Origin of the sequence: Streptomyces sp. TSRI0107 (assembly GCF_001905845.1) — a bacterium.
GTDB lineage: Bacteria > Actinomycetota > Actinomycetes > Streptomycetales > Streptomycetaceae > Streptomyces.
In genome coordinates, this window is record NZ_LIVZ01000004.1 from 566,637 (window position 1) to 593,517 (window position 26,881).

General features: G+C 72.0%; 22 protein-coding genes and 1 riboswitch. Of the genes, 15 read left to right on the forward strand and 7 right to left on the reverse strand.

Features of this window, described 5'->3' with window-relative positions; all coding sequences use genetic code 11:
• Positions 1-189: 189 nt before the first annotated feature.
• The 5 genes from AMK31_RS13030 to AMK31_RS13050 all read left to right on the forward strand — a co-directional run bounded on the left by AMK31_RS13030 (position 190) and on the right by AMK31_RS13050 (position 7,056).
• Entirely contained in the window at positions 190-1,449 is a 1,260-nt protein-coding gene (locus tag AMK31_RS13030) for a sensor histidine kinase (RefSeq protein ID WP_073940601.1), read from the forward strand.
• Between the two features lie 117 nt (positions 1,450-1,566).
• Positions 1,567-2,901 (forward strand): sensor histidine kinase, encoded by a 1,335-nt coding sequence (locus AMK31_RS13035; RefSeq protein ID WP_073940602.1) that lies wholly within the window; start codon positions 1,567-1,569, stop codon positions 2,899-2,901.
• A gap of 129 nt (positions 2,902-3,030) precedes the next feature.
• Entirely contained in the window at positions 3,031-3,702 is a 672-nt protein-coding gene (locus AMK31_RS13040) for a response regulator transcription factor (protein WP_073940603.1), read from the forward strand.
• Between the two features lie 383 nt (positions 3,703-4,085).
• Positions 4,086-6,014 (forward strand): 2-oxoacid:acceptor oxidoreductase subunit alpha, encoded by a 1,929-nt coding sequence (locus AMK31_RS13045; RefSeq protein ID WP_073940604.1) that lies wholly within the window; start codon positions 4,086-4,088, stop codon positions 6,012-6,014.
• Positions 6,007-7,056 carry a 2-oxoacid:ferredoxin oxidoreductase subunit beta gene (locus AMK31_RS13050; RefSeq protein WP_073940605.1) on the forward strand — a complete coding sequence of 350 codons (1,050 nt, stop codon included), beginning with the start codon at positions 6,007-6,009 and terminating at the stop codon, positions 7,054-7,056. The genes AMK31_RS13045 and AMK31_RS13050 overlap by 8 nt, the downstream gene beginning before the upstream one ends.
• Positions 7,057-7,083: 27 nt before the next feature.
• Here AMK31_RS13050 and AMK31_RS13055 read toward each other — a convergent pair whose 3' ends face one another.
• Positions 7,084-7,464: a winged helix-turn-helix transcriptional regulator gene (locus AMK31_RS13055; RefSeq protein WP_073940606.1), complete on the reverse strand. Its 381-nt coding sequence runs from the start codon at positions 7,462-7,464 to the stop codon at positions 7,084-7,086.
• Positions 7,465-7,556: 92 nt separating this feature from the next.
• Here AMK31_RS13055 and AMK31_RS13060 point away from each other — a divergent pair, with 92 nt between their 5' ends.
• The 5 genes from AMK31_RS13060 to AMK31_RS13080 all read left to right on the forward strand — a co-directional run bounded on the left by AMK31_RS13060 (position 7,557) and on the right by AMK31_RS13080 (position 13,593).
• Positions 7,557-8,411 carry an SDR family oxidoreductase gene (locus tag AMK31_RS13060; RefSeq protein WP_073940607.1) on the forward strand — a complete coding sequence of 285 codons (855 nt, stop codon included), beginning with the start codon at positions 7,557-7,559 and terminating at the stop codon, positions 8,409-8,411.
• Positions 8,412-8,532: 121 nt separating this feature from the next.
• Positions 8,533-9,552, forward strand: a complete 1,020-nt coding sequence (rarD, locus tag AMK31_RS13065; protein WP_073940608.1) for an EamA family transporter RarD — start codon at positions 8,533-8,535, stop codon at positions 9,550-9,552.
• Positions 9,553-9,927: 375 nt separating this feature from the next.
• Positions 9,928-10,620 (forward strand): DUF3800 domain-containing protein, encoded by a 693-nt coding sequence (locus AMK31_RS13070; protein WP_073940609.1) that lies wholly within the window; start codon positions 9,928-9,930, stop codon positions 10,618-10,620.
• A 135-nt stretch (positions 10,621-10,755) separates the two neighbouring features.
• Positions 10,756-13,029 (forward strand): hypothetical protein, encoded by a 2,274-nt coding sequence (locus AMK31_RS13075; RefSeq protein ID WP_073940610.1) that lies wholly within the window; start codon positions 10,756-10,758, stop codon positions 13,027-13,029.
• Positions 13,030-13,107: 78 nt separating this feature from the next.
• A complete protein-coding gene (locus AMK31_RS13080) occupies positions 13,108-13,593 on the forward strand; it encodes a VOC family protein (protein WP_073940611.1) in 486 nt (161 codons plus the stop codon).
• Positions 13,594-13,816: 223 nt separating this feature from the next.
• Here the strand turns inward: AMK31_RS13080 and AMK31_RS39800 are convergent, their stop codons facing one another.
• Positions 13,817-15,553 carry a hypothetical protein gene (locus tag AMK31_RS39800; protein ID WP_073940612.1) on the reverse strand — a complete coding sequence of 579 codons (1,737 nt, stop codon included), beginning with the start codon at positions 15,551-15,553 and terminating at the stop codon, positions 13,817-13,819.
• 196 nt (positions 15,554-15,749) lie between these two features.
• Here AMK31_RS39800 and AMK31_RS13090 point away from each other — a divergent pair, with 196 nt between their 5' ends.
• Complete coding sequence (locus tag AMK31_RS13090) at positions 15,750-16,340, forward strand: flavodoxin family protein (RefSeq protein WP_073940613.1); 591 nt, start codon at positions 15,750-15,752, stop codon at positions 16,338-16,340.
• A gap of 37 nt (positions 16,341-16,377) precedes the next feature.
• On the opposite strand, the gene AMK31_RS13095 is transcribed toward AMK31_RS13090, so the two are convergent.
• The 4 genes from AMK31_RS13095 to AMK31_RS13110 form a co-directional block, all read right to left on the reverse strand.
• On the reverse strand, positions 16,378-17,265 hold the full coding sequence (locus tag AMK31_RS13095; RefSeq protein WP_073940614.1) for an ABC transporter permease: 888 nt from the start codon (positions 17,263-17,265) through the stop codon (positions 16,378-16,380).
• Complete coding sequence (locus AMK31_RS13100; protein WP_073940615.1) at positions 17,252-18,220, reverse strand: ABC transporter ATP-binding protein; 969 nt, start codon at positions 18,218-18,220, stop codon at positions 17,252-17,254. Before AMK31_RS13100 ends, AMK31_RS13095 begins: the two co-directional genes overlap by 14 nt.
• A 28-nt stretch (positions 18,221-18,248) precedes the next feature.
• Positions 18,249-19,433, reverse strand: a complete 1,185-nt coding sequence (locus tag AMK31_RS13105; RefSeq protein WP_073940616.1) for a LolA family protein — start codon at positions 19,431-19,433, stop codon at positions 18,249-18,251.
• Positions 19,434-19,663: 230 nt separating this feature from the next.
• Positions 19,664-20,674 carry a polyprenyl synthetase family protein gene (locus tag AMK31_RS13110; protein ID WP_073940617.1) on the reverse strand — a complete coding sequence of 337 codons (1,011 nt, stop codon included), beginning with the start codon at positions 20,672-20,674 and terminating at the stop codon, positions 19,664-19,666.
• A 240-nt stretch (positions 20,675-20,914) separates the two neighbouring features.
• Here AMK31_RS13110 and AMK31_RS13115 point away from each other — a divergent pair, with 240 nt between their 5' ends.
• On the forward strand, positions 20,915-22,936 hold the full coding sequence (locus tag AMK31_RS13115; RefSeq protein ID WP_241842630.1) for a CocE/NonD family hydrolase: 2,022 nt from the start codon (positions 20,915-20,917) through the stop codon (positions 22,934-22,936).
• Positions 22,937-23,196: 260 nt separating this feature from the next.
• A riboswitch (cyclic di-AMP (ydaO/yuaA leader) is annotated at positions 23,197-23,368 on the forward strand.
• A gap of 3 nt (positions 23,369-23,371) precedes the next feature.
• A complete protein-coding gene (locus AMK31_RS13120; protein WP_079186819.1) occupies positions 23,372-23,866 on the forward strand; it encodes a transglycosylase SLT domain-containing protein in 495 nt (164 codons plus the stop codon).
• Here AMK31_RS13120 and AMK31_RS13125 read toward each other — a convergent pair.
• The gene (locus AMK31_RS13125) at positions 23,830-24,708 is read right to left on the reverse strand and encodes a Cof-type HAD-IIB family hydrolase (RefSeq protein WP_073940618.1); all 879 of its coding nucleotides are present in this window, start codon (positions 24,706-24,708) and stop codon (positions 23,830-23,832) included. The two genes, AMK31_RS13120 and AMK31_RS13125, sit on opposite strands and share 37 nt — an antisense overlap.
• Before the next feature lie 121 nt (positions 24,709-24,829).
• On the opposite strand from AMK31_RS13125, the gene AMK31_RS13130 reads away from it, so the two are divergent.
• Positions 24,830-25,432, forward strand: coding sequence for a hypothetical protein (locus AMK31_RS13130; RefSeq protein ID WP_107468594.1), 603 nt, complete (start codon positions 24,830-24,832; stop codon positions 25,430-25,432).
• A 100-nt stretch (positions 25,433-25,532) separates the two neighbouring features.
• Complete coding sequence (gene fahA, locus AMK31_RS13135) at positions 25,533-26,753, forward strand: fumarylacetoacetase (protein WP_073940619.1); 1,221 nt, start codon at positions 25,533-25,535, stop codon at positions 26,751-26,753.
• Positions 26,754-26,881: the final 128 nt, after the last annotated feature.

The following is a 26,881-nucleotide window of genomic DNA, read 5'->3' on the forward strand; positions in this document are numbered from 1 at the left end:
AACAAATCCTGCACCTTGTTCGAACGCTGTTCGATCCCGAACGATCTGTACGCAGGCGAGTCTAGGGCCTGTTAAAGAGGCGGTAAGCAGGTCGTCACGCCTTGAGATGCGGAGGTGGGGTTTTCCCCAGCCCGGCCTCGGCGGCGCACCTCATGGCGCGAGCGCGTGCCGCCCGGCAGGCTGACCCGTATGACCGAACGCTTCCCGCCCTCGAGCCCGGTGACGGCCTCGCAAGGCGACGACGACCACCGTCCGCCACCGGCCCGTCTCGCCTACGACGTTCACACCTGGAAGGAGATCGCGCATCTCCTGGCGAATCTGCCGATGTCCCTGCTGGGCTTCGTCTACGTCGCCACGGTGCTGCTCACCACCTCCGTCCTGACCGTCACCGTGATCGGGTTCCCGCTGCTCGCCGGCGGGCTGATGGGCGCGCGGCAGCTCGGCAAGCTGGAGCGGGCACGGGCCCGGGCGCTGCTGGGCGTGCGGATCGACGAGCCCAGCCCGCTGCCGCTGCGCAACCGGGGCGCCAAGGGGAGCGGGGGCGCCTTCTCCCAGTTGTGGATGATGCTGAAGGACCCGGTCGGCTGGCGCACCGTCCTGTACGACTTCATCCGGCTGCCGTGGGGTGTCCTGACCTTCACCATCGCGCTGACCTCGCTGTTCGTGCTGTGGCCGGTGCTGCCGTTCATAGCGCGGGGGCTCGCCAACGCGGACCGCGCGATGGTGCGCGGGCTGCTGTCGCCGTCGGACGAACTGGAGCGGCGCATCGCCGAACTGGAGTCCGATCGCGGGGTCGTCGTCGACACGGCCGCGGCCGATCTGCGGCGCATCGAACGCGATCTGCACGACGGGGCGCAGGCCCGGCTGGTGGCGCTGGCGATGGGGCTGGGCCTGGCGAAGGAGAAGCTGCTGGAGGACCCGGACACAGCGGCGGCGATGGTCGAGGAGGCGCACGGCGAGGTGAAGCTGGCGCTCCAGGAGCTGCGCGACCTGGCACGCGGCATCCACCCGGCCGTCCTCACCGACCGCGGGCTCGACGCGGCGCTCTCCGCGGTCGCGTCCCGCTGCACCGTCCCGGTCAAGGTGAACGTCGACCTTTCGGAGCGGCCCGCCGAGGCGATCGAGGGCATCGCCTACTTCACCGTCTCCGAGCTGCTGCAGAACGTCAGCAAGCACAGCGGGGCGACTTCCGCGTCCGTCGAGGTGTGGCGGTCGGAGGCACGGCTGCTGATCCAGGTCCAGGACAACGGCCGCGGCGGCGCGCGTCTGGACGCCGGGACCGGTATGCGGGGGCTCGCCGAGCGGCTGGGCGCCGTGGACGGACTGTTCGTCGTCGACTCGCCGGAGGGCGGGCCGACGCTGGTCACCGCCGAGCTGCCGTGGCGGGACCGGCCCGGCGGACAGGCCCATGGCGGGCCCGACAGGCCCGTGGACAGGTTGGACAGGTAGGGAAAACCCCCCTTCCAAGACGCCGACGGCCTCCATGGCTCCGCCGCCCGCCGCACAGCAGGGTGGAGACACGACACCAGCAGGGCGATCCGAGACGAGAAGGACAGGACGACGCCGATGGCCACGGAGTACGGGCAGAGGTACGGGTACGGACGGGAGTACGGTCACCGCGAGCCGCGGCTGCCCGCCGCGCTGCGGGCGCCGTTCGCGGCACGCAGCTGGCGGGAGTTCGCGTATGTGCTGCTCGGCCTGCCGATCGGCGTGCTGCTCTTCACGTACGCCGTCACGATGCTCTCCCTCGGCGCCGGGCTGCTGGTGACCTTCCTCGGCGTTCCGGTGCTGGCGGCGGGTCTCGCCGGGTGCCGGGGGCTGGGGGCGCTGGAGCGGACCCGGGCGCGGGCGCTGCTCGGGATGAGGGTGGCCGATCCGGAGCCGGTGCGGGTGCGCAAGAGCGGTCTGATGGCGTGGATGGGGGCGGTCCTCAAGAGCGGCACGTCGTGGCGGCACCTGCTGTACGCGGTGCTGCACTTCCCGTGGGCGGTGTTCTCCTTCTCCGTCGCGGTGGCGTTCTGGGCGTACGGCTGGGCGATGCTGACGTATCCGCTGTGGTTCTGGGTCTTCCCGATGTACGGCGGGCAGGACGGGCTCCAGCTGTACGGCGACGAGACCCACCGGGTCTATCTGGACAACCCGTTCGAGATCACCGTGACCGCGCTGGTGGGCCTGCTGTTCACGCTGGCCACGCCGTGGATCGTGCGGGCCCTGACGACCGTGGACCGGCTGCTGGTGCACGGGCTGCTCGGGCCGTCGCGCCTCGCGTCGCGGGTGGAGGAGCTGGAGTCCGACCGGGGAGCCGTCGTCGACACGGCCGCGGCCGATCTGCGGCGCATCGAACGCGATCTGCACGACGGGGCGCAGGCCCGGCTGGTGGCGCTGGCCATGGATCTGGGGCTGGCGAAGGAGAAGCTGGCGCATGATCCGCAGGCGGCGGCCCGCATGGTGGACGAGGCGCACGGCGAGGTGAAGACGGCACTGCGGGAGCTGCGCGACCTGGCACGCGGCATCCACCCGGCGGTCCTCACCGACCGCGGGCTCGACGCGGCGCTCTCCGCGGTCGCCTCGCGGTCCACGGTGCCGGTACGGGTGGAGGTCGACCTGGCGGCGCGGCCGGCCCCGGCGATCGAGGGCATCGCGTACTTCACCGTCTCCGAGCTGCTGCAGAACGTCAGCAAGCACAGCCGGGCGCGGTCGGCGAGCGTGGACGTGTGGCGGTCGGAGAACCGGCTGATGCTCCAGGTCGTGGACGACGGCGTGGGCGGCGCCGACGTGTCCGCGGGCTCCGGTCTGGCGGGCCTCGCGGAACGCCTCGACGCGGTGGACGGAATCCTGGTCGTGGACTCGCCGGCCGGCGGGCCCACCCGGGTCACGGCGGAACTGCCCTGGCGGGACTGAGCGATCTTCACATCCGTATCCTCACCGCCCGCCGGGCCGGAAACTCCTCGCCCCACCCGCATTCCGCCCGGATTGCTGGAATGCTGGACCCGTAAGGGATCACTGCGGGTCGGCTGGGGGACCAAGGGCGTGGAAGACAGGGTGCGGGTGGTCATCGCCGAGGATTCGGTGCTGCTCAGGGAGGGGATGACCCGGTTGCTCACGGACCGTGGGCACGACGTGGTCGCCGGGGTGGCCGATGCTCAGGCGCTGATCAAGACGATCACCGAGCTGGACGCCGACGGGGCGCTGCCCGACGTGGTCGTCACCGATGTCCGGATGCCGCCGACGCACACCGACGAGGGTGTGCGTGCGGCGGTGCAGCTGCGGAAGGCGCATCCGGGACTGGGCGTGCTCGTGCTGTCGCAGTACGTGGAGGAGCGGTACGCCACCGAGCTGCTGGCCGGGTCGAGCCGCGGGGTCGGGTACCTGCTGAAGGACCGGGTCGCCGAGGTGCGGGAGTTCGTGGACGCGGTGGTGCGGGTGGCGCGGGGCGGTACCGCCCTGGACCCGGAGGTCGTCGCCCAGCTGCTCGGCCGCAGCCGTAAGCAGGACGTGCTGGCGGGGCTCACCCCGAGGGAGCGCGAGGTCCTGGGGCTGATGGCGGAGGGGCGCACCAACTCCGCGATCGCACGGCAGCTGGTGGTCAGCGACGGGGCCGTCGAGAAGCACGTCAGCAACATCTTCCTGAAGCTGGGGCTGTCACCGAGCGACGGCGACCACCGCCGGGTGCTCGCGGTACTGACGTACCTGAACTCCTGAACCGCTTGACTCCTGAACCTCTCGGCTTCTGAACTCCTGAACTCCTGAACTCCTTGACTCTTGAACTGCTGAATTCCAGGGAGCCCGGATTCCTCGACCCTCACCCGTCTGACACCCTGTCAGTCATTGGGTGGTCATCGCGACACGTGAACCCGATGCCGCGTGGGAAGCGTCTACATCGGAGAGCGGATCGGCAAAGCGCCTGGTGGGGGGCGGTGACGGTCAGGTGTCAGGCAGGGCGGGGCGGTGCCGGGGGGAAGCACGCGGGGATGTTCTTCATGCGAATCTCCGAGGGCGTGCGGCGTTCCCGGTCGTAGGGTTGGTCCTGGGAACGCCTGGGGAAGGCCGCTCCCCGACAGCCGCCTCGAAGGAGGTCCAGTTCAGTGACGAGCCAGGTCAGTAGCCCAGCGGAGCACGCCGACGGAGCCGTCGTGGGAGAGCAGCGCCATCCGGCGGGGACCAAAGACGTCCGCCGGCTCGACCGAGTGATCATCAGATTCGCGGGGGACTCGGGTGACGGCATGCAGCTCACCGGAGACCGCTTCACCTCGGAGACCGCGTCGTTCGGCAACGACCTGTCGACGTTGCCGAACTTCCCGGCCGAGATCAGGGCCCCCGCCGGCACGCTCCCCGGCGTCTCCTCGTTCCAGCTGCACTTCGCCGACCACGACATCCTGACGCCGGGCGACGCGCCGAACGTGCTGGTCGCGATGAACCCGGCGGCCCTGAAGGCCAACGTGGGCGACCTGCCGCGCGGTGCGGAGATCATCGTCAACACGGACGAGTTCACCAAGCGGGCGATGCAGAAGGTCGGCTACGCCACCAACCCGCTGGAGGACGGCTCCCTGGACGGGTACAACCTGCACCCGGTGCCGCTCACCACGCTGACCGTGGAGGCCCTGAAGGAGTTCGACCTCACCCGAAAGGAGGCAGAGCGCAGCAAGAACATGTTCGCGCTCGGCCTGCTGTCGTGGATGTACCACCGGCCGACCGAGGGCACCGAGAAGTTCCTGCGGAGCAAGTTCGCCAAGAAGCCGGACATCGCGCAGGCCAACATCGCCGCGTTCCGCGCGGGCTGGAACTTCGGCGAGACGACCGAGGACTTCGCGGTCTCCTACGAGGTGGCGCCCGCGGCGAAGGCCTTCCCGGTGGGCACCTACCGCAACATCTCCGGGAACCTGGCCCTGTCGTACGGCCTGGTCACCGCCTCCCGGCAGGCGGACCTGCCGCTGTTCCTGGGGTCGTACCCGATCACCCCGGCCAGCGACATCCTGCACGAGCTGAGCAAGCACAAGAACTTCGGCGTGCGCACCTTCCAGGCGGAGGACGAGATCGCCGGCATCGGCGCCGCGCTGGGGGCGGCCTTCGGCGGGTCGCTGGCGGTGACCACGACGAGTGGCCCCGGGGTGGCCCTGAAGTCCGAGACGATCGGGCTCGCCGTGTCGCTGGAGCTGCCGCTGCTGGTGGTGGACATCCAGCGCGGCGGACCGTCGACCGGTCTGCCGACCAAGACCGAGCAGGCGGATCTGCTCCAGGCGATGTTCGGCCGCAACGGCGAGGCGCCGGTCCCCGTGATCGCGCCGCGCACCCCGGCCGACTGCTTCGACGCCGCGCTGGAGGCGGCCCGGATCGCGCTGACGTACCGGACGCCGGTCTTCCTGCTCTCCGACGGCTACCTGGCCAACGGCTCCGAGCCGTGGCGGATCCCCGAGCTGGACGAGCTGCCGGACCTCCAGGTGCAGTTCGCCCAGGGGCCGAACCACACCCTCGGGGACGGCACCGAGGTCTTCTGGCCGTACAAGCGCGACCCGCAGACCCTCGCCCGCCCGTGGGCGGTCCCCGGCACCCCGGGGCTGGAGCACCGGATCGGCGGCATCGAGAAGCAGGACGGCACGGGCAACATCTCGTACGACCCCGCCAACCACGACTTCATGGTCCGCACCCGGCAGGCCAAGGTGGACGGCATCGAGGTCCCCGACCTGGAGGTCGACGACCCGCACGGCGCGCGGACCCTGGTCCTGGGCTGGGGTTCCACCTACGGGCCGATCACCGCGGCCGTCCGCCGGCTGCGCGCGGCCGGGACGCAGATCGCGCAGGCCCATCTGCGCCACCTCAACCCGTTCCCGAGCAACCTCGGCAGCGTCCTCAAGGCGTACGACAAGGTCGTCGTGCCGGAGATGAACCTCGGCCAGCTCGCCACCCTGATCCGGGCGAAGTACCTGGTCGACGCCCGCTCCTACAACCAGGTCAACGGCATGCCGTTCAAGGCCGAACAGCTGGCCAAGGCCCTGAAGGAGGCCATCGATGACTGAGGCACTGAAGCTGGTCCCCAAGGCCGAGGCCAAGCAGTCCATGAAGGACTTCAAGTCCGATCAGGAAGTGCGCTGGTGCCCCGGGTGCGGTGACTACGCGATCCTCGCCGCCGTGCAGGGCTTCATGCCGGAGCTCGGCCTGGCGCGCGAGAACATCGTCTTCGTCTCCGGCATCGGCTGCTCCTCCCGCTTCCCGTACTACATGAACACCTACGGGATGCACTCCATCCATGGCCGCGCCCCGGCCATCGCCACCGGCCTGGCCTCCTCCCGGCGCGACCTGTCCGTCTGGGTGGTCACCGGCGACGGCGACGCCCTGTCCATCGGCGGCAACCATCTGATCCACGCGCTGCGCCGCAACGTCAACCTCAAGATCCTGCTGTTCAACAACCGGATCTACGGCCTGACGAAGGGGCAGTACTCCCCCACCTCCGAGGTCGGCAAGATCACCAAGTCGACCCCGATGGGATCCCTGGACGCGCCGTTCAACCCGGTGTCGCTGGCACTCGGCGCGGAGGCCTCGTTCGTCGCCCGTACGGTCGACTCGGACCGCAAGCACCTCACCGAGGTGCTGCGCCAGGCCGCCGCCCACCCGGGCACGGCCCTGATCGAGATCTACCAGAACTGCAACATCTTCAACGACGGCGCCTTCGACGCCCTGAAGGACAAGCAGTCGGCCGAGGATGCGGTGATCCGGCTGGAGCACGGGCAGCCGATCCGATTCGGCGGCGAGCTGTCCAAGGGCGTCGTCAGGGACGCGGCCACCGGAGATCTCAGGGTCGTCGCCGTGACCCCGGAGAACGAGGCCGACATCCTGGTCCACGACGCCCACGCGGCCTCCCCGACCACCGCGTTCGCGCTGTCCCGGCTGGCCGACCCGGACACCCTGCACAACACCCCGATCGGCGTCTTCCGCTCGGTGGAGCGGCCGGTCTACGACACCCAGATGTCCGACCAGCTCGACGCGGCCATCGACCAGAAGGGCAAGGGCGACCTGGCCGCGCTGCTGGCGGGCGGCGACACGTGGACGGTCGTCGGCTGACGACCGTCGACCACAGGGGCCCGGGTGCTACGCCCGGGCCTCGTCGTATGCCCGTCGGGCGTCCTCCACCTCGGCCATCCGCCGCTCGGTCCACAGCGCCAGCGCCCGCACCTGCTCGGCGGCCTCGCGGCCGAGTTCGGTGAGCGAGTAGTCGACGCGGGGCGGGATCACCGGCTTGGCGTCGCGGTGCACGAAACCGTCGCGTTCCAGGGTCTGCAGGGTCTGGGTGAGCATCTTCTCGCTGACCCGGCCGATGGCCCGGCGCAATTCGCTGAACCGGTACGGACGCTCCAGCAGGCGCATCAGAACGAGGACGCCCCAGCGACTGGTGACGTGCTCCAGCACCAGCCGCTGGGGGCACATCGTGTCCGCGTCGAGCTTCCAGTCGATCCCACCACTTACCTTCATGCCAGTACCTTACTTCAAAGTAGGTACTTTCGCATGGTTAGCGCACCTCCTAGGTTAGTGCCATGCGCACCCCCACTAGGAGATCGCACATCATGAGCATCGTCGTCACCGGAGCAACCGGAAAGCTCGGCCGCCACGTCGTCGGGCAGCTGCTGGAGAAGGTCCCCGCCGAGCGGATCACCGCGGTCGTACGGGACGAGGCGAAGGCCGCCGACCTCGCGGCACGCGGCGTACGGCTGGCCGTCGCGGACTACAACGCCCCCGAGACGTTCGACGGACTCCTGTCCGCCGGCGACAAGGTGCTGCTGATCTCCGGCAACGAGTTCGACAAGGGCCGCGTCGGCCAGCACCGCGTCGTCATCGACGCCGCCAAGGCCGCCGGCGTCGCCCTGCTCGCCTACACCAGCGCCCCCGGCAGTCTGACCGCCGGGCTCGCCGACGACCACCGCGCCACCGAGGAGGTCCTGCTGGCCTCCGGCGTGCCCTACAGCCTGCTGCGCAACGGCTGGTACTTCGAGAACTACACCGAGAACCTGGCCCCCGTCCTGGCGCACGGCGCCGTCGTCCAGGCGGCGGGTGACGGCCGGATCTCGGCCGCGTCCCGCGCCGACTACGCGGCCGCCGCGGTCGCCGTGCTGACCGGCGAGGGGCACGAGAACACCACGTACGAACTCGGCGGCGACCAGTCGTTCGGCTTCGCCGAGTACGCCGCCGAGCTGAGCCGGCAGACCGGCCGGGAGATCGCGTACAACGCCGTCTCCACCGAGCAGTACGCCGCGATCCTCGCCGGCGCCGGGCTGCCCGAGCCGCTGCCCGCGCTGATGGCCGGCGTGGACGCCTCCATCGAGAAGGGCGAGCTGGAGATCACCACCGGCGACCTCTCCCGCCTGTCCGGCCGCCCGACCACCTCGCTCGCCGAGGCGGTCGAGGCCGCACTCAAGGGCTGACCGGCACTCCCGGCATCCCCGCTGTCATGACCGTATGGCGATACGGGCATGACAGCGGGGCCCTTTCGGCGTTACCTTCGTGCAGTCGAGGCCTGAGCACGAAGAGGAAGAGGGAGGCGCCGTGGCCGAGAAGACCAGGGCCGAGCAGCGCATAGGCCTGCTGAACGGCTTCGCGGCATATGGGATGTGGGGGCTGTTCCCCCTCTTCTTCCCGCTCCTCAAGCCCGCCGGGCCGTTCGAGGTCCTCGCCCACCGGATGGTGTGGTCCCTCGCCGTCGTCGCCGCGGTGCTGCTCGTCCTGCGACGGTGGAAGTGGATCGGCGAGCTGGTGAAGCAGCCGCGCCGGCTCGCGCTCATCGCGGTCGCCGCCGCGGTCATCGCCGTCAACTGGGGCGTCTACATCTGGGCCGTGAACAACGACCGGGTCGTCGAGGCCTCCCTCGGCTACTTCATCAACCCGCTGGTCACCATCGCCATGGGTGTCCTGCTGCTCAAGGAACGGCTGCGGCCCGTGCAGTGGGCGGCCGTCGGCGTCGGCCTCGCGGCCGTCGTCGTGCTGACCGTCGGCTACGGCCGTCCGCCGTGGATCTCCCTCTGCCTCGCCTTCTCCTTCGCCACCTACGGCCTGGTCAAGAAGAAGGTCAACCTCGGCGGCCTGGAGTCGCTGGCCGCCGAGACGGCCATGCAGTTCCTGCCCGCCCTCGGCTACCTGCTGTGGCTGACCGCGCAGGGCGACTCGACGTTCACGACCGAGGGGCCGGGGCACACGGCGCTGCTCGTCACGACCGGCGTCGTCACCGCGCTCCCGCTTATCTGCTTCGGCGCCGCCGCGATCCGCGTCCCCCTGTCCACGATCGGCCTGCTCCAGTACCTGGCCCCGGTCTTCCAGTTCCTGATCGGCGTCGTCTACTTCGCCGAGGCGATGCCGCCCGAGCGCTGGGCCGGCTTCACGCTGGTGTGGCTGGCGCTGTCGCTGCTCACCTGGGACGCGCTGCGCACCGCACGCCGGTCGGCCCGCGCGCTCAGGGCGGCGACCGCGGCGGCCGAAACCCCGCCCGGCACGGGGCTCACGACCGGCGACGCCCTGAACGCCGGCACCGCCGACCCCGTCCCCCCGCTCCGGGTCGACGCCAAGCAGTAGAGTGCCGCGCCCGCCCCTCACTCCGCGCATACCGAACTACCGTCGCACTGCCGCCAATTGACGCAACGGAGACCTCACGGGGCGCTATCGTTGCGATGAACGCACTGTGCAGACACATCGTCGTATGGGGCCGGGAACAGTCCCGGAGGCCATCGCCGGGCGCGCGGCCCGGCACCGGCTTCCGCTGGCGGGGGTGGCGCTTCCCACGAAGCCTGATCGTCCGTCGAGCGGTGACCGCTGCGGTTGGCTGGACGGGGCGTGGCGCGCGGTGAAGGAGACCCCGCGCCCTGCTCCGGCGCGCAGCCGCCGACAGGAAGGGCCCGGCGATGGCGCCGGACGCGGCCCGAGGTGTCTCCGCGCGGAGTTGGTCGCCCCATGACCATCACGCCGGCAGCGGCACCGCTGCGGCTCTACTACGTCGACGATTCCGGCGACGGCAGACGGCTCGTGTCCTTCGCCGCCCTCGGCATCGACCTCGCGCACACCGCCGACGCCCAGGCGACCTGGCTCGGCTTCCGCGCCGAACTCGCCGCCGACGCCCGGCTGCTGATACCGGCCACCGCGCCCCTCCACTCCCATGAACTGGCCGGCGTCCGCGGCCGGTACGTCCACCGCGCCCGCAGCAGCGACCGCGAACAGCACCGCCGGCACAGCCGCGAGGTGATCCTGCGCGGCCTGCACACCGTCGCCCGCCTCACCGGCGTCCGGGTCCGGGCCGTCTACCGGGAGACCGACGACTACGCGCACGACCGGCCCGGGCTGTACGCCGCCCTGCTCCGGCAGATCCAGGCGGAACTGGCGGCCACCGGCCACCACGGCGTGCTCATCGTGGACGGCGACGGCACCGAGGACTCCCTGCGCCGCGCCCACCGGAACCTGCCCGACGACGGCCGCCGCATCATCGGCGACCCGCTGTTCCTGCCCGCCCGCGAGAACCACCTGCTCCAGGCGGCCGACATCGTGGCCTACGCCGCTCATCAGAACGTGGCCAAACAGGAGAACCGGCGCTTCATGTGGGACTGGTTCGGCGCCGTACTGCCCGGCGCGGACGGCCCGCGCGCGCTCTGACGGCGCACCGCGCGGAAAAGGGGCTGGACCCCAGCACACGGCCGGGGTCCAGCCGGGCCGGACCTGGACCCCGAGTCCCCGGGGCCAGAACCGCACGTCCAGTCTTCCACACCAACCACTCACCACGGAGGGTCCATGTCGAAGCCCGTCAGCCGCCCGATCACAGTGGAGTGGGGCAAGGAGACGGTCGTCGTCTCCGACTTCCCGCGCACCCTGCCCGGCGCCTCCGCCGTCGACGACCGCGCGAAACTCGTCCGCGCGGGCACCGCCAACCCGCTCGCCGGACTCACCGAGGACGCCTGGCACGCCGTGGCCCGCGCCAGCACCGCACCGGCCCTCGTCGCCCACCAGCTGCGCCCGCCCGCCAGCGACGGTTCCGGTCTGCTGCTGGAGGAGCACGTCGACGGCGCCACCCTGCGGTCCGTGCACTCCCGGGTGTGGCTGAGCGAGCTGTTCCCCGGCATCCAGCCGCGCACCAGCCAGGAGAAGCTGGACGTGGACGACCCGAAGGTGATCGGCGAGGCCGACGGCGACCGCCCGCTCGCCCTGCTGCGCTACCGCTACGAGGACCGCGACCACCTGTGGGAGCACATCAAGCAGACCCTCTCCGTCACCCTGCACCGCAACTCCTACGCCGAGTCGATCCTGGCCCGCCGGGTGACCAGGGCGCTGATCGTCCACCCCGTCGTCTTCGAGTTCGAGGACGGCGGCGAACCGGTGACGGCGCTGGTCGCCCGCGACGGCATCACCCGGCTGGCCAGCGCGTGGAAGGTGCTGGGCGGCGCCGGCCTCACCAACGAGGAGATCGCCGCGCAGGCCGCGGACGCCCTGCTCACCGAGCGCCGGCAGCCCGCGAACGAGCCCCGCAAGCCGCTCACCCAGCGCCTCGCGCTCGGCCGCGAGGAGTACCGCAGACACCTGCACGAGGAGTTCACCACCGCGATCGACGCCGCCGGCGCCGGCGGCGCGGTGACCGACCGCACCGTCCGCATCGCCCAGACCTACCTGGTTCCCGCGCACATCGCCGTCGGCATCGAGGGCCACGAGCTGAGCGCGCTGCGCGTGGAGGACGTCTTCGACGACGCGCTGCGCTCGATCCTCGCCTCCGTGCACGTCGAATTCAAACCGTGGGACGACGCCGCCCAGAACGTGGAGGTCGCGACCCGCGCGCTCAAGCTCGTCGCCCAGACCCGGTCCGCCGAATGGGGCATGGAGAAACTCCTCCAGGACGTGCACGCGCTGGCCACCGGACGGCTCCCCGAGACCGCCGTCCCCGACGTCTTCGACGACCCGCGGATCCCCCGCACCGCCCTGTGGCGGGCGGTCTACCTGGTGCACGCCCTCACCCGGCCCCCGCTGCACGAGGAACTGAAGACCCGCGCCAAGGACATCAAGAACGACCGCCGCATGTCGACCAAGGGCTACGCCGGGCTCCTCGGCCCCGTCATCGACCTGCCCTGGCGCTCCGAGAAGGGCTCCGCGCTCGCCCAGGCCCGCAACGCCTGGAGCAACGGCGGCGTGCTCTGCGCGGACGTGCTGGCCGACGGCTGGAACCCGGTGCCGACCGACGACTTCACCAGCCTGGTGGAACCCGCCCTCAAGGGTGACGTCCACGCCCGCTGCACCCTCGCCGTCGCCGGCGGCATCGCCCTGATCGCCGACAAGCTGCTCACCCGGAACGTCGGATCGGCGGTGGCGGCGGTGCGGCAGGTGGGCAAGGTGCCGTTCCGGGCCGACGTTTCCGTCGTCATCGGCGGACTCGCCGGGCGGGACAACGCGGCCGGCCTGTGGCTCCTCGCCCACGCCGCCCAGCGCTTCCGGTCCGGGACCATGCCGGGCAACACCAGCGCCCGCCCCCGCCTCGGCGCCGGCGCCACCCCGCCGTACCAGCACGTCGCCGTCGACCTCGACGCACCCGACCGCGTCGCCCGCGACGGGCGGTCCGAGCGGGCGCTGACCACGTGGGACGTGGTGTACGCGTCGGACACGCCCCGGGCGGAGGAGAAGATCCAGCTGACGCTGCGGCAGTCGGGCGCCGTGGGCGCGGTCACGGTCCCCTCGTCGCCGGCGCCGTCGGCCGTGCTGCCCGCCCAGCAGACCGGTTCGGCGCAGCCCGTGTCGAGCCCGGTTCGCAGGCCGTCCACCGCACAAATGATCGAAGACCAGCGGAAGCTGCTGGCCAAACAGCTCACCGGGGCCATCGAATCGCTGACGAACCTGGAACGTCTGGGCGCCCAGCGGACGTTCCCGCCGCTGCTGGGCGACGCGGAGGAGTGGGCGACGCTGCGGGACGACGCCGTGAAGATCGTCGCGACCGTCGAGCAGCACGACCCGAGGAAGTCGGCGGACGCGGAGGAGCAGGAGGAGGACGACGAGGCGGAGGACGAGGTGGAGGACGCCGACGTCTGAGCCGGCGGGCCCGGCCGTCGCACCGGTATGACCTGCGGCGACGGGCCGTTGTCAGTGCCTCGTCCTATAACTGATGGCATGACAGAGAACCAGGCGTCCGCGCCCGCCCCTGTGACCCCCGTGCACTGGAAGCTCGTCATCGACGCCCGGAACCCGCACGCCCAGGCCGACTTCTGGGCCGCCGCCCTCGGTTACCGGGTCGAGGACAACAGCGCGCTGATCCGGCGGCTGCTGGACCTCGGCGCGCTCCCCGCCGAGGCGACCGTGGACTTCCACGACCGCCCCGCCTTCCGGGACCTCATCGCCGTACGGCACCCGGACGACCCGTACGACGAGAACACGGGCACCGGTCTCGGCCGGCGCCTGCTCTTCCAGCGCGTCCCCGAGGCGAAGACCGGCAAGAACCGGCTCCACCTGGACCTCCACCCGAGTGAGGACCGTCGCGCGGACGAAGTGGAACGTCTGCGGGGGCTGGGCGCGAGTGTGCTGAGAGAGGTGAAGGAGCCGTCCGGGCAGTGGGTGGTGATGACGGACCCGGAGGGCAACGAGTTCTGCGTGCACTAGGGGGTGTCTCGTCGATCAGGCCGGATCAGGGAGCGGCGTCTGGTGCCGTGCAAGGCGGAGGAGGGAGCCGATGCGATGGGGGTCCCCCCTGCTCGAGCGGAGCCGAGAGCTTGGGGGAATCGGGGACCGACGACAACACGGCGAGGCGCGGTGCCAGGCGCCGCGAGCCCGGCATGATCGGCGAGACGCCCCCCAGGCCCTGGGCACTGGGCCCGGTTGACCCTCAGTCGCCGCTACGGCGAGCCGCCCTGTCGGCCAGGCGGTTCATGCGGGCGTGCGCCGACTCCAGCTCCTCGGCGTCCTCGGCGGCCGGGCCGGGCTCGGCGACGAGTTCTGCCCACAGCGCGATCAGCTCCCGCCCCAGATCGAGGCCGAGCAGCGGATCGCGTACGGCACGCCAGGCGGTCGCCGCGCTCTGGACGTTGCCGTAGGCCCCCTCGGCGTCACCCGTACGACGCCGGGCGTGCACCAGCTCGACGGAACGCCGGAAGGCACGAACCGGCTCACCGGCCAAGTAGGCCACGTACGCGGCCAGTTCACCCAGCCGCAGAACCTCCGGGTGATCCTGACCGAGCATCGCCGCCCCGTCCCGCAACGCCTCCTCGGCGAGCCCGGCCGCGGCGTCGATCCGCCCCTCCTTCACAGCCTCACTGATCCGGGCCAACGGCGCGGTGAGGGGCGTCGGCGCGACGCTCTGCTCCAGCGCGTTGTCATCACCGAGCACGGCTTCGGCGACGGCGTCGAACCCCCGGGGTGGGGTGGGCTTGGGGTCGAGGTTCGAGGAGGAGGGTCCGGGATCGGGGAGGAGACGGGGACGGGGGGACGGGGCAGGGCTCGGAGCCGGGGCTTGGGCCGAGAGGGGGGCGGCGCCGGTGGAGGGGGCGGGCGGCGTGGCGCGGGGCGGGGTGTCGGGGGTCAGGGGTGCGGCGGGGGCACCGGCCGGGATGTCGTCGGGGCGGGGGCGGGCATCCGGGGTCAGGGGTGTGGCGGGAGCCCCGGCCGGGATGTCGTCGGGGCGGGGACGGGCATCCGGGGTCAGGAGTGCGGCGGAAGCCCCGGCCGAGGCGGCAGGCGGCGTGGGGCGGTCGTCCGCGCGGGGAGGGGCACCCGGGCCCGAGTGCGGGAGCGGGAGCGGGAGCGGGAGCGGCTTCGAGTCCATGACCGGGGGTGGGCCGAACACGCCCGTGGGGGGCGCGACCGTGCCGGGAGCGTGCGACGGGGTTACGGCCTGCTCCGGCACCGCGCGCATCCGAAAGGTGGGCGCGGAGCCCGGGGTGACGTTCGACGGGGGTCCGCAGGCGGCCTGCGCCTGCTGTTCGAGCTGCGCGGGGAGGCGCAGCACCTTGGTGGCACCGTCCGGGGCGGTGCCGGATGGGGTCGCGGCGGGCGGAGTTGCGGGGGGCGGGGTGACGTCAGCCGGGGCGGCATTGGAGGGAGTGGCGCTCGCTGGAGCGGCGGCGGCCGAGGTGGCGCCGGACGGAGCGGCACTCGCTGGAGCGACACCAGCCGGGGCAGCGTGGGCCGGGGCAGCAGCAGACAGCGCGGCACTCGCCGGAGCAACACCAACCGGCGCTGCACCAGCCTGCCCGGCACTCGCCGGAACGGCGCTGGCCAGAGCGCCCCCAGTCTGCGCAGCACTCGCCGGAGCCGCGGCCGCCGGGCGACCCGTGAAGGTGCTGGAGCCGTCTGGGGAGACCTGGAGGGGGACGACGTAGCCGATGCGTTCGTCGTGGATGGTGGCGAGGACGGGGTGGCCGGTGGCGAGGGCGATGCGGTGGAGGTGGTTGAGGACGGCCTGCTGCGGCTCCTCGCCGGGTGCGGGGGTGAGCGGTGTCCCGCCGACCGTGACGCGGTCGGTGCCGGGTTCGGCGTCGGCGAGGACCCGGACGTCGATCGGCGTGGCAAGGGGTGCGCTGGGGCGCTGCTGTTCCGGCTGCTGCTCCCGGCTGAGTCGAGACATCGGTTCCCTCGATCGAAACGCGTCCGCGTGTCGGGCGGACCCTACCGTCGAGTTTCGCCGTTCCCGCACGGCGCCGCGGTCACCGCGGCGTCACAGCATCGTCCCAAGACCCGCCCCCCGATCGCACCCTGGACGGCATTTAGATGCATGTGCATATGATGCTGCCCGGCACCGGTTCGCTTCCAAGGGGGAAACCATGGCCCGCCGCTTTCTCTTCGTGCTCGGCAGCGCCCGCCGCGACGGCAACACCGAGCTGCTGGCCCGCCGGGCCGCCGAGCAGCTGCCCGAGGACGTCGAGCAGCGCTGGATCAGCCTGGCCGAGCACCCGCTGCCCGACTTCCAGGACCTCCGGCACGACGGCGAAGGCGACCGCGCCCGCGTCCGCGCCGAGCACGACGGCGCCGCGGCACTGCGCGAGGCCACCCTCGCCGCGACGGACCTCGTGATCGCCTCGCCGCTGTACTGGTACTCGGTGTCCGCCCAGACCAAGCGCTACCTGGACCACTGGTCGGCCTGGCTGCGCACCCCCGGCACCGACTTCCGGGCGGGGATGGCCGGGCGCACCCTGTGGGGCGTGACCGCCCTCGCGACCGAGGCCGTGGTCGCGGAGCCGCTGGTGGGCACGCTCAACAACACGGCCGCGTACATGGGGATGCGCTTCGGCGGGGTGCTCCTCGGCAACGGCAGCAGGCCCGGCGACGTACTGAACGACACCGAGGCGATGACGCGCGCCAAGACCTTCTTCGCGCAGGAGGCCCCGCTCGCCCGGTTCCCGTCCGGCGAGTGAGCCGCGAGCCTCGCCCGGGCCACTGCGGGCGGCGGCGTCAGGCGGTGATGTCCTTCGTCGTGAAGCGCGCCCATGCCGCCGACCCGAACACGACCGCGTACAGGGCCTGCAGGCCGAGGTTCTTCGTCACCTCGTCCCAGTAGACCGGCTCGCGCATCAGGTCGGCGAAGGACAGCCAGTAATGGGAGAAGAAGTACGGGTGCAGGGCGTCCAGCTGGGGGATCTGGTCGAGGATCTGCACCGTGATGAGCAGGCCGACGGTCGTCGCCATGGCCGCGATGCCGCTGTTGGTCAGCGTGGAGACGAACAGGCCGAGCGCGGCGACGCCGATCAGTGACGCGGCGACGACCAGTGCGATCAGCAGGGCCCGGCCCAGTCCCTCGGCGAAGCCGATCCGGGTGCCGGAGATGGTGGTGAGGTCGCCGACCGGGAAGAGCAGCGCCCCGACCGCCAGTGCCGACACGGCGACCACGAGGGTGGCCGCCAGGCAGAACGCCATGGTGGTCGCGTACTTGGTGAGCAGCAGCCGGGTGCGGCCGGCCGGGGCGACCAGCAGGTAGCGCAGGGTGCCCGCGTTCGCCTCGCCGGCGACGGCGTCGCCCGCCACCACGCCCACCGCCATCGGCAGGAAGAACGGCAGGGTCGCGGCGAGCGCGGTGAACACCAGGAACAGGCCGTTGTTGGTGATCTGGGTGATGAACGCCGGGCCCTCGCCGCCCCCGCCGTGGACCGACGACCCGTCACTGGTCTCGATCTTCACCGCGATCCCGACCAGCACGGGCACCGCGGCCAGCACGCCCAGCAGGGCGAGGGTGCGCCAGCGCCGGAAGGTGGTGGTCAGCTCGCTGCGGAGGAGACCGAGGGTCCACAGCGGGCTGGGCGTACGGCCACCGCGCACGCCGTCCGCGATCTCAGCCCGCGACATCGAAGCCCTCCCCCGTCAGTGCCATGAACGCGTCCTCCAGCGAGGCCCGTTCGATCCCGAAGCCACGCACCCGCACCCCCGCCGAGACCAATGCGGCGTTGAGGTCGGCGAGTTCCCCCTCGGGCGCCTCCCCGCTCACCCGTTCCTCCCCCACGACGACGTCCCCGACCCCGGACTCCTTGAGCACGCGGGCCGCGTCCCCGGGGTCCGGGGTGACCACGACGAGCCGGCCGCGCAGCCCGGCCGCGAGGTCGGCGACCGTGCCCTGGGTGATGAGCCGCCCCCGGGCCATGACCGCGGCGTGCGTGCAGACCTGTTCGATCTCGTCGAGCAGGTGGGAGGAGAGGAAGACGGTGGTGCCGTCGTCGGCGAGTTCCCGGACCAGGGTGCGGATCTCCCGCATGCCCTGCGGGTCGAGGCCGTTGGTCGGCTCGTCGAGGACCAGCAGCCGGCGCGGCTGGAGCAGCGCCGCCGCGAGGCCGAGGCGCTGCTTCATGCCGAGGGAGTACGCCTTCGCCTTCTTCCCGGCCGCCGCCGTGAGCCCGACGCGGTCCAGCGCCGCCGCGACCCGGGCCCGCCGGGTGCGCGGGTCGGCGGTCGGGTCGGCGGCGTCGTAGCGCAGCAGGTTGTCGCGGCCGGAGAGGAAGCCGTACAGGGCCGGGCCCTCGATGAGGGCGCCGACCTGCGGCAGTACGGCGCGGGCGGCGCGCGGCATGGGCCGGCCGAGCACCCGTGCCGTGCCGGAGGTCGGCTCGATCAGGCCCATCAGCATGCGGATGGTGGTGGTCTTGCCGGAGCCGTTGGGGCCGAGGAAGCCGAAGACGCTGCCCGCCGGGACGGTCAGGTCCAGGCCGTCGACGGCGAGCTGCCCGCCGCGGTAGCGCTTGGTGAGCGCACGGGTGGCGATGACGCCTTCGCCGTCGCCGTCCGGTTCCGTGGCGGGCGGTCGCTGCATGGGCTCCCTCGCTTCACCTGGGGTCTGTCTACTTCCGCGTGTCGGCGGCCTTCACCAGCGCGTCCTGCGTGACGGCGCCGACGTAGACCTTGCCGTCGTCCGTGATCAGGGCGTTGATCAGGCGGGTCTTGAAGACCGTGCCCGTGCCGAAGTCGCCCTCGACCTGGTCGCCGAGGGAGCCGATGAAGCCGCCCAGGTCGCCGCCGACCTCGTCGCCGCTGGGGATGCCCTCGCCGCCGGTCTCGAGGACGGCGACGGAGTTCCAGCCCTCGCCGATCACCTTCAGTCCTTCGAGGCCCTTGTCGAGCCCCTTGGCGAAGTCCTCCTCGTCCTGCGGGGAGACCGGCCGCTCGGCCTCGCTCTCCTCGGTGACCTTCGCGCCCTTGGGCGGGGTGAAGTCGAAGGTGGAGGCGGCGGGCTCGGCGTAGCTGATCCGGGTGAAGCCCGCGTCGACGACTGCGGCGCCGCCGCTGGCCGGGGTGAGGGTGAACTTCAGCGGCAGGCCGGTCTTCGCGTCGACGGCGATGCTGATCGCGCCGACCGTGGAGCCGGACTGCTTGGGCTCGATGAGCAGCTTGTAGGCGTCCCGTCCGGCGACCTGGGCGGTGCCGTCGACGGTGACGGAGGTGGTGTCGTCGACCGCCTTCAGCGCCTGCTCGGCGAAGTCCTTGGGGGTGGCGGCGGGCTGCTCGGCGTGCTTGCCGCTCTCGCCGGCGGTGCCGTGGAAGACCTCGTTGGACGCGCTGTCGTAGCCCCAGACGTCGTCGCCGTTGTGGATGAGGCTGTACTCGGCGGCGTTCTCCAGCACCGACAGCTTCTGCCGGTCGGGGCCGTCGGCCGCGACGCGCAGGGTGTGGGTGCCGGTCGCCAGCTCGGTCAGCTTGGCGGACGGGTCGGCGGCGGAGCCGTCGCCTTCGCCGCCGGGCGCGGTCGCGCCGGAGCCGAGGGCTCCTTCGAGACCGCCGAGGTCGGGCAGCCCCAGGTCGGTGGTGATCTTCACGGTGCCGGACAGCTGCTGTACGTCCGACTCGGCGATCTTCTGGATGAGCTGCTCGGCGGTGATCTTCGGCAGGTCGGGGCTGCCGGAGTCGGCGAGCGCGGGGACGAGCCCGATGGTTCCGGCCGCCACGCCCAACACCGCGACCGGAACGGCGTAGCGGGCGGCCTTCCGCCGCCGGGTCGCCGTGGTGTCGTCGGATTCGTACGGTGCCATGTGTGCCCTACCTCCGTCGTCGGCCCGCCCATTCTCACCCGATTGGGTGAGGACTGGTTGGTTTTCGTGCTTCCCATCTGACCAAAGGCGAGAACGGTTTTCGTCAGACCGCGGGCTCAACTCGACGTACTGCTCCGGTATGACACCCCGGGCCGATGCCTCCCCCGACCCGTAGGGGTGAGGGGGCCTCAACTGGGCGCCGGTGTCCGGCTCTCGGGGGCGGGCCGGGGTCAGCCGGCCCGGTGGACCACCGCGTCGCACAGCTCCACGAGCGCACGCTTCGCGTAGCAGTCCGGCAGCGGGGCGAGGGCGGCCCGCGCCTCCTCGGCGTACCGCACGGTGTCGCGGCGGGCCTGCTCCAGCGCCGGGTGGGCGCGCAGCGCGGCCAGCGCCTCGGCGTGCCGCGCGTCGTCGCTGAGGTCGGACTCCAGCAGCTCGCACAGGGCGATGTCCTCGGCCCGGCCGCGGCGCGCCGCCTGCTCCCGCAGCCGCAGCACGGGCAGGGTGGCGATGCCCTCGCGCAGGTCGGTGCCGGGGGTCTTGCCGGACTCGTGGGAGTCGGAGGCGATGTCCAGCACGTCGTCGGCGAGCTGGAAGGCGACGCCGAGCCGCTCGCCGTACTGGGTGAGGACGCTCACGACCGACTCGTCGGCCCCGGACATCATCGCGCCGAAGCGGCAGGACACCGCGACCAGCGAGCCGGTCTTGCCGCCGAGCACGTCGAGGTAGTGGTCGACGGGGTCGCGGCCGTCCTGGGGTCCGGCGGTCTCCAGGATCTGCCCGGTGACCAGCCGCTCGAACGCCTCGGCCTGCACCCGCACCGCCTCCGGTCCGAGGTCGGCGAGGATGTGCGAGGCGCGGGCGAAGAGGAAGTCGCCGGTGAGGACCGCGACGGAGTTGCCCCAGCGGGTGTTGGCGCTGGCCACCCCGCGCCGGACGGCCGCCTCGTCCATCACGTCGTCGTGGTACAGCGTCGCCAGGTGGGTGAGCTCCACCACTACGGCGGAGGGCACGACTCCGGGCGCGTAGGGGTCGCCGAACTGGGCGGCGAGCATCACGAGCAGCGGCCGGAACCGCTTCCCGCCGGCCCGCACCAGGTGCTGCGCGGCCTGCGTGATGAAGGGGACCTCGCTCTTGGTGGCCTCGAGCAACCCTTCCTCGACAGCCGCCAATCCGGCCTGGACATCGGCTTCCAGAGCCTGGTCCCGCACGCTCAGCCCGAACGGCCCGACGACGGTCACGAGGGGTCTCCTGTCTGCTGGTGTCTACCGGCGCTTACGCGGTTTGTCGATACGTCGCTGCCTTCACTCAAGTCAGCGTATCCGGTCACGTTTCGATCACCGATGCCGCCCACGGTTACAGCACGGGCGGTATCGGATCACGACCGGTATGTTTTTGATCAGCTCATAAGACGGGATATTTACGGAACCGCACCCCAGCGGCCCTCCGGAGGTACCCCGACCGCCCCACCGAGGCCCCCGATGAGCATCCGCATCCGCACGTCCTTCCCCCACGAGACGGCCCACCACGACATCCGGATCCCGCTGCCGGACGGGACCTCTCTCCACGCGCGCGTGTGGCGCCCCCTGACGGACGAGCCCGTGCCCGCCCTCCTCGAGTACCTGCCGGACCGGCTGACCGACTGGACCGCGCCGCGCGACGCCCAGCGCCACCCCTGGTACGCGGGCCACGGCTACGCCTCCGTCCGGGTCGACGCCCGCGGACACGGGAACAGCGAGGGGCTGCCCGCCGACGCGCACCCGGCGCGGGCGGCGGCCGACGGCGTCGAGGTGGTGCACTGGCTGGCGGCCCAGCCCTGGTGCGACGGCAAGGTCGGCATGTTCGGCATCTCCTGGGGTGGCTCCGACTCCCTCCGGATCGCGGCCCTCGCGCCCGAGCCGCTCAAGGCGGTCGTCGCGGTCTGCGCCACGGACGACCGATATGACAACGACGCGCACTACCTGGGAGGTTCCGTCCTCGCGGCGGAGATGCACGCCCGGTCGGCGACGGTGCTCGCCTTCGCCGCCCGCCCGCCCGACCCGCGGTACGCCGGCGAGGCCTGGCGTGAGCTGTGGCTGAGCCGCCTGGAGCAGGTCGAACCCTTTCTGCACACCTGGCTGGCCCACCAGACCCGGGACGCGTACCGGCGCGCCGGCGGCGTCCGCGAGGACTACGGGGCGGTCCGGGCCGCCGTCCTCGCGGTGGGCGGCTGGCACGACCCGTACCGCGACACCGTGCTCCGCCTGCTCGAACATCTCCCCGCCGATCGTGTCCGGGGCCTCATCGGCCCCTGGTCCCACCAGTACCCCGACCGCGGGCTGCCACCCGGCCCGGCGATCGGCTTCCTGCAGGAGACCCTGCGCTGGTGGGACCACTGGCTGAAGGGCGCCGACACCGGCGTCCTCGCGGAGCCCCTGCTGCGCGCGTACGTCACCGACTCGCACCGCCCGGCCACGACGTACCCCGCGCTGCCCGGCCGCTGGGTCGGCGAGCCCGCCTGGCCCTCACCGAACGTGACGCCCATCACCTACGCACTCCAGGGCGCCCCCGTACTCGTACGGTCCCCTCTGCACACCGGCGTCGACGCCGGCCGGTTCCTCCCCCGCGGCGGCGACGCCGACCTGCCGCCCGACCAGCGGGAGGAGGACGCGCGGTCGGCCTGCTTCGAGTTCGCGGTGCCCGAGGAGACCTGGGTGCTGGGGCGGCCCCGGGTGCGGCTGCGGCTGACCTGCGAGGTGCCGCGCGGGCAGGTGATCGCCCGGCTGTGCGAGGTGGCGCCGGACGGCGCGTCGACTCTGGTCACCCGGGGTGTGCTGAACCTGCCGCCACGCCGGGGCCCGGACCGCGCGGTCCCGTGGGAGCCGGGGGCGACGGAGGACGTGACGTTCGAGCTGGCCGGCATCGGCCACGCCTTCGCGCCCGGCCACCGCATCCGGCTCGCCGTCTCCTCCGTGTACTGGCCGTGGGTCTGGCCGCAGCCGGAGTCGGCGGCCGGTTTCACCCTGGAGCCGGCCGGCAGCACGCTCGAGCTGCCGGTGCGGGCGCGGGAGGCCACGGAGGCGATCGGTTTCGAGGAGCCGGAGCAGGCCGCGCCGCTCGGCGTCAGCGTTCCCGCCACGCTGGACGAGCCCCGCCCCGAGCGGCTGGTGGTGCGGGACGTGGCCGGGGGCGAGTGGCGCCTGGAGGCCGGGCCCCGGTACGGCGGCACGCGCATGTATCCCGACGGGCTGGAGTGCACCGAGGAGGCGCGGGAGACGTACACGGTCCGCGACGACGATCCGCTCTCCCCCCGCGCCCGCGCGGACTGGTCGATCCGGCTGCACCGGCCGGACATGGCCTGGGACACGACGATCCGCACCCGCTCGGAGATCGGCTGCGATGCGAATACCTTTATGTCCATCGATGAGGTGATTTGCACCGAAGGCGACGAGGTCGTGTTCCACCGCACTTGGGAGAAGCGGATCCCACGAACCGCCGGGCGACGGCGACTTGAGCACAACTAGCCCTATTGCCCGATTTGCCATTCTTGTGCTCGCGCGTGACTTGACTCACGAGGACGTTTACGCGCCCCTTTCGCGATCCTCCCCCGAAAACCCATCCCTCATTGACAGTTGACCCTTGGCAGTCGCAAAGGATCAAGTACCCCAAACGATCCGATCATGGTCAACAGGCGCGATATGTGATTCCGCCACTTGTTCCGGACATGTGCTCTCGCATAACTTCCCGGTCCGTCGGGCGGAACGCCGAATCCTGCCGCCGCCCGCACACCGATCCGCTAACTCACTCGCAAGGCAGGAGCGGGGGACCCAGGTAAGTCGCCGGGCCGGGCATCGCCCCGGTACGGCTTGGGGTGAAGTCGTGTGCCGTGGCACACGGCCGGGCACCTCCCAGCCCGAACCCGACAGCTCACCTCGCAGGCGCCGGAGAGGAAATTCGCCATGCCTGCAAACGGTCTGCCCGCAAAGAGCCAGCCGGCCAAGGGCCGCCGTGCCCGTCTCGCCCGCACCCTCGCCGTCGCCGGCACCGGTGCCGCCGTGCTCGCCATGCCGCTGATCGGCGCGACCACCGCCTCCGCGGCCACCCCGGCCGCGACGACCGCCGTGACGGCGTACCCCAACAACCTCGACGGCTGGATCCGCGAGGCCATGACGATCATGGCCCAGCACGGCATCCCGGGCAGCTACGACGGCATCTACCGCAACATCATGCGCGAGTCCTCCGGCAACCCGCTGGCCATCAACAACTGGGACTCGAACGCCGCCAAGGGCACCCCGTCCAAGGGCCTGCTCCAGGTCATCGACCCGACCTTCGCCGCGTACCACGTGCCCGGCACCGCCTACGACCCGTACGACCCGGTCGCGAACATCACGGCGGCCTGCAACTACGCGGCCGACCGCTACGGCTCCATCGACAACGTCTTCGGCGCGTACTGAGACTGAGGCCGCACGGCGGGACTGAAGAGACGTTCGAGGACGACGGCGATGCCGTCGTCCTCGTTCGACGTGGTGACCTCGTCGGCCACCGCCTTCAGTTCGGGGTGGGCGTTGGCCATGGCGACGCCGTGCGCCGCCCAGTCGAACATGGGGATGTCGTTCGGCATGTCGCCGAAGGCGAGGGTGTCCCTGGCGCCCAGCCCCAGATGCTCGGCCGCCAGCGCCAGCCCGGTCGCCTTGGTGATGCCGCACGGCTGCAGCTCGACCGTCCCCGGCCCCGACATGGTGACGGTCGCGAGCGAGCCGATCACCGAACGGGCGACCGCCGCCAACTCGTCGTCGGACAGCGTCGGGTGGCGCAGCAGCACCTTGCTGATCGGCTCGCCCCACAGGTCCTCGCGGCGCCCGACCCGCACCGCGGGCAGCGTGGGGTGCGGCATCCGGTAGCCGGGCTCGATCAGCGTCAGGCCGTCGGTCCCGTCCTGGTCGACCGCCGCGTACACCTGCCCCACCTCGGCCTCGATCTTGCCGAGCGCGTGCTCCGCCAGTTCCCGGTCGAGGGTCACCGACCACAACAGCCGGTCGGCGCCCGCGTCGTAGAGCTGCGCCCCCTGCCCGCACACCGCCAGCCCCGTGCCGCCCAGGTCCTCCAGCAGCGGACGCACCCGGGGCGCCGGGCGGCCGGTCACCACCAGATGCCGGGCCCCGGCCGCGGTCACCCGTGCGAGCGCGGCGCGCGACCGGTCGGAGACCGTGTCGTCGCCGCGCAGCAAGGTGCCGTCGAGGTCGGTGGCGATGAGCGAGTACGTGGTGCGCGCGGCATATGCGGTGGGAGGGGCCATGATCAGAGAATACGGACACCGGGCCCGCCCCGCTCACCTCTCAACTCCCTTGCCCGCCCTGGTTGTCAGTGGTCGATGCGATGCTTGGACTCACCGCACTGACAGATCGGGGGCGCGGGTTGTGACGGACCGGCGGGACACGTTCGCGGAACATCTGGCGCGGGCCGCGACCGGCGTGCTCGAACGCTTCCCGGCCGGACTGCGGCCGGAGATCTACGCCCTCTCCTTCCGCATCTGGCGCGTCGACGGCGACGAACGCCGCCCCTATGTCGCCATCGGCTACAACACCGAGACCCAGTACGCGGCCGAACGCCGCCCCGAGGACCCCGGCGAGGCCCGCTGGAACTACGCCTGCTGGCTGCTCGACGGCTTCGAGACGCTGGGGAGCGTGCCCGAGGACCCGGTGGGCTCGGCGCTCCACCAGGAGGAGGCGCGGGCGGCCGGACTGTGGTTCGAGGAGGGGGACGGGGGCGGGGGCTTCGCCGATGACGAGATCGACGTGAAGTCCGATCTGCTCCGGTCGCACTTCTACGACACCTGTGTCGGCCTCGCCCGAACGCTGCACGCCGAAGGCCATATCGAGCGGCTCCTCGGCCGGCCGCTGCCCGTCGTCGTGTTCGACATGGACTGTCCGGGCTGGGAGGTCGAGGCGACCGAGGCCGCCAACCCGCCTGGACTGATACGGGAGTTCCTGGCATGGCAGCGGGCCCAGGTGGCGGCATAGGGACATTCCGGACTCTTTAAGCACTGCCCAAACGGGGATCACCGCCGTAACGTGTGGCGCGACCGCATGGACCGCACGTACGAAAGTGAGGCAGTACCCCATGCCCCCCTTCGATGTCCCCGAGGGCGACCCCTTCGGTCCGCACAACCTTCCGTACGGCGTGTTCTCACCCGCCGGTTCCGAGGAGCGGACCGTCGGCGTGCGGCTCGGCGACCACGTCCTCGACGCCGGCGCGGCGGCCCGGGTGCTCGGCTCCCCGTACGCCTCCCTGCTCGCACAGCCGACGCTGAACCCGCTGCTGGCGGCCGGACGCACCGCCTGGTCGGACGTGCGGCGCGCGCTCACGGCCTGGGTGACGGTGCCCTCCCACCGCGAGACCGTCGCCCCGCTGATGCACCCGCTGTCGTCGGTGACCCTGCATCTGCCCTTCGAGGTCGCCGACTACGTCGACTTCTACGCCTCCGAGAACCACGCCCGCAACGTCGGCCGGATGTTCCGCCCGGACGCCCCCGACTCGCTCACCCCCAACTGGAAGCACCTGCCGATCGGCTACCACGGCCGCTCCGGCACGGTCGTGGTCTCCGGCACCGACGTGGTCCGCCCGGCGGGCCAGCGCAAGGCGCCCGCCGACCCCGCGCCGGTCTTCGGGCCGTCCGTCCGCCTGGACATCGAGGCGGAGGTCGGCTTCGTGGTCGGCACGCCGTCACCGATGGGCAGCCCGGTCCCGCTGGGCGCCTTCCGGGAGCACGTCTTCGGGCTGTGCCTGCTCAACGACTGGTCGGCGCGGGACATCCAGGCCTGGGAGTACGTCCCCCTCGGGCCGTTCCTCGGCAAGTCGTTCGCCACCTCGGTGTCGGCGTGGATCACCCCGCTGGACGCACTGGAGGACGCGCGGGTCGCGCCGCCGGAGCGCACCCACGAGCTGCTGCCCTACCTCGACGACACGGACGACGAGCCCGGCGGCTACGACCTGCGGATCTCCGTGTCCGTCAACGGCCATGTCGTCTCCGAGCCGCCCTTCTCCACCATGTACTGGACCGCCGCCCAGCAGCTCGCCCACATGACCGTGAACGGCGCCTCGCTGCGCACCGGCGACCTCTACGGCTCCGGCACGGTCAGCGGCCCCGAGCCCGCCCAGCGCGGCTCCCTGCTGGAGCTGACCTGGAACGGCCGCGACCCGCTCGACCTCCCCGACGGCAAGCGCACGTTCCTGGAGGACGGCGACACGGTGACCCTGACGGCCTGGGCCCCCGGCCCCGGCGGGGCGCGGGTGGGGTTGGGCGAGGTGACGGGAACGATCGTGTCCCGCCCCGCGGAGTGAACCTCCCCGCTTCACACCGCTGTTCAACCGCTGACGCACACCGCCCGACGCCGTCATACTGGCGTCGGGCGGTTGCGCGTGACACGGACGTGGGATGCCGGCGGCGCGCCCGTCGCCCGCACAGCACG

What these genes read in the sequence shown, in the direction of transcription:
- AMK31_RS13030 (WP_073940601.1), top strand. Translation starts at nt 190, where the DNA reads ATGACCGAACGCTTCCCGCCCTCGAGCCCGGTGACGGCCTCGCAAGGC.
- AMK31_RS13035 (WP_073940602.1), top strand. Translation starts at nt 1,567, where the DNA reads ATGGCCACGGAGTACGGGCAGAGGTACGGGTACGGACGGGAGTACGGT.
- AMK31_RS13050 (WP_073940605.1), top strand. Translation starts at nt 6,007, where the DNA reads ATGACTGAGGCACTGAAGCTGGTCCCCAAGGCCGAGGCCAAGCAGTCC.
- AMK31_RS13055 (WP_073940606.1), bottom strand. Translation starts at nt 7,464, where the DNA reads ATGAAGGTAAGTGGTGGGATCGACTGGAAGCTCGACGCGGACACGATG.
- AMK31_RS13060 (WP_073940607.1), top strand. Translation starts at nt 7,557, where the DNA reads ATGAGCATCGTCGTCACCGGAGCAACCGGAAAGCTCGGCCGCCACGTC.
- AMK31_RS13070 (WP_073940609.1), top strand. Translation starts at nt 9,928, where the DNA reads ATGACCATCACGCCGGCAGCGGCACCGCTGCGGCTCTACTACGTCGAC.
- AMK31_RS13075 (WP_073940610.1), top strand. Translation starts at nt 10,756, where the DNA reads ATGTCGAAGCCCGTCAGCCGCCCGATCACAGTGGAGTGGGGCAAGGAG.
- AMK31_RS13080 (WP_073940611.1), top strand. Translation starts at nt 13,108, where the DNA reads ATGACAGAGAACCAGGCGTCCGCGCCCGCCCCTGTGACCCCCGTGCAC.
- AMK31_RS39800 (WP_073940612.1), bottom strand. Translation starts at nt 15,553, where the DNA reads ATGTCTCGACTCAGCCGGGAGCAGCAGCCGGAACAGCAGCGCCCCAGC.
- AMK31_RS13090 (WP_073940613.1), top strand. Translation starts at nt 15,750, where the DNA reads ATGGCCCGCCGCTTTCTCTTCGTGCTCGGCAGCGCCCGCCGCGACGGC.
- AMK31_RS13095 (WP_073940614.1), bottom strand. Translation starts at nt 17,265, where the DNA reads ATGTCGCGGGCTGAGATCGCGGACGGCGTGCGCGGTGGCCGTACGCCC.
- AMK31_RS13100 (WP_073940615.1), bottom strand. Translation starts at nt 18,220, where the DNA reads ATGCAGCGACCGCCCGCCACGGAACCGGACGGCGACGGCGAAGGCGTC.
- AMK31_RS13105 (WP_073940616.1), bottom strand. Translation starts at nt 19,433, where the DNA reads ATGGCACCGTACGAATCCGACGACACCACGGCGACCCGGCGGCGGAAG.
- AMK31_RS13115 (WP_241842630.1), top strand. Translation starts at nt 20,915, where the DNA reads ATGAGCATCCGCATCCGCACGTCCTTCCCCCACGAGACGGCCCACCAC.
- AMK31_RS13120 (WP_079186819.1), top strand. Translation starts at nt 23,372, where the DNA reads ATGCCTGCAAACGGTCTGCCCGCAAAGAGCCAGCCGGCCAAGGGCCGC.
- AMK31_RS13125 (WP_073940618.1), bottom strand. Translation starts at nt 24,708, where the DNA reads ATGGCCCCTCCCACCGCATATGCCGCGCGCACCACGTACTCGCTCATC.
- fahA (WP_073940619.1), top strand. Translation starts at nt 25,533, where the DNA reads ATGCCCCCCTTCGATGTCCCCGAGGGCGACCCCTTCGGTCCGCACAAC.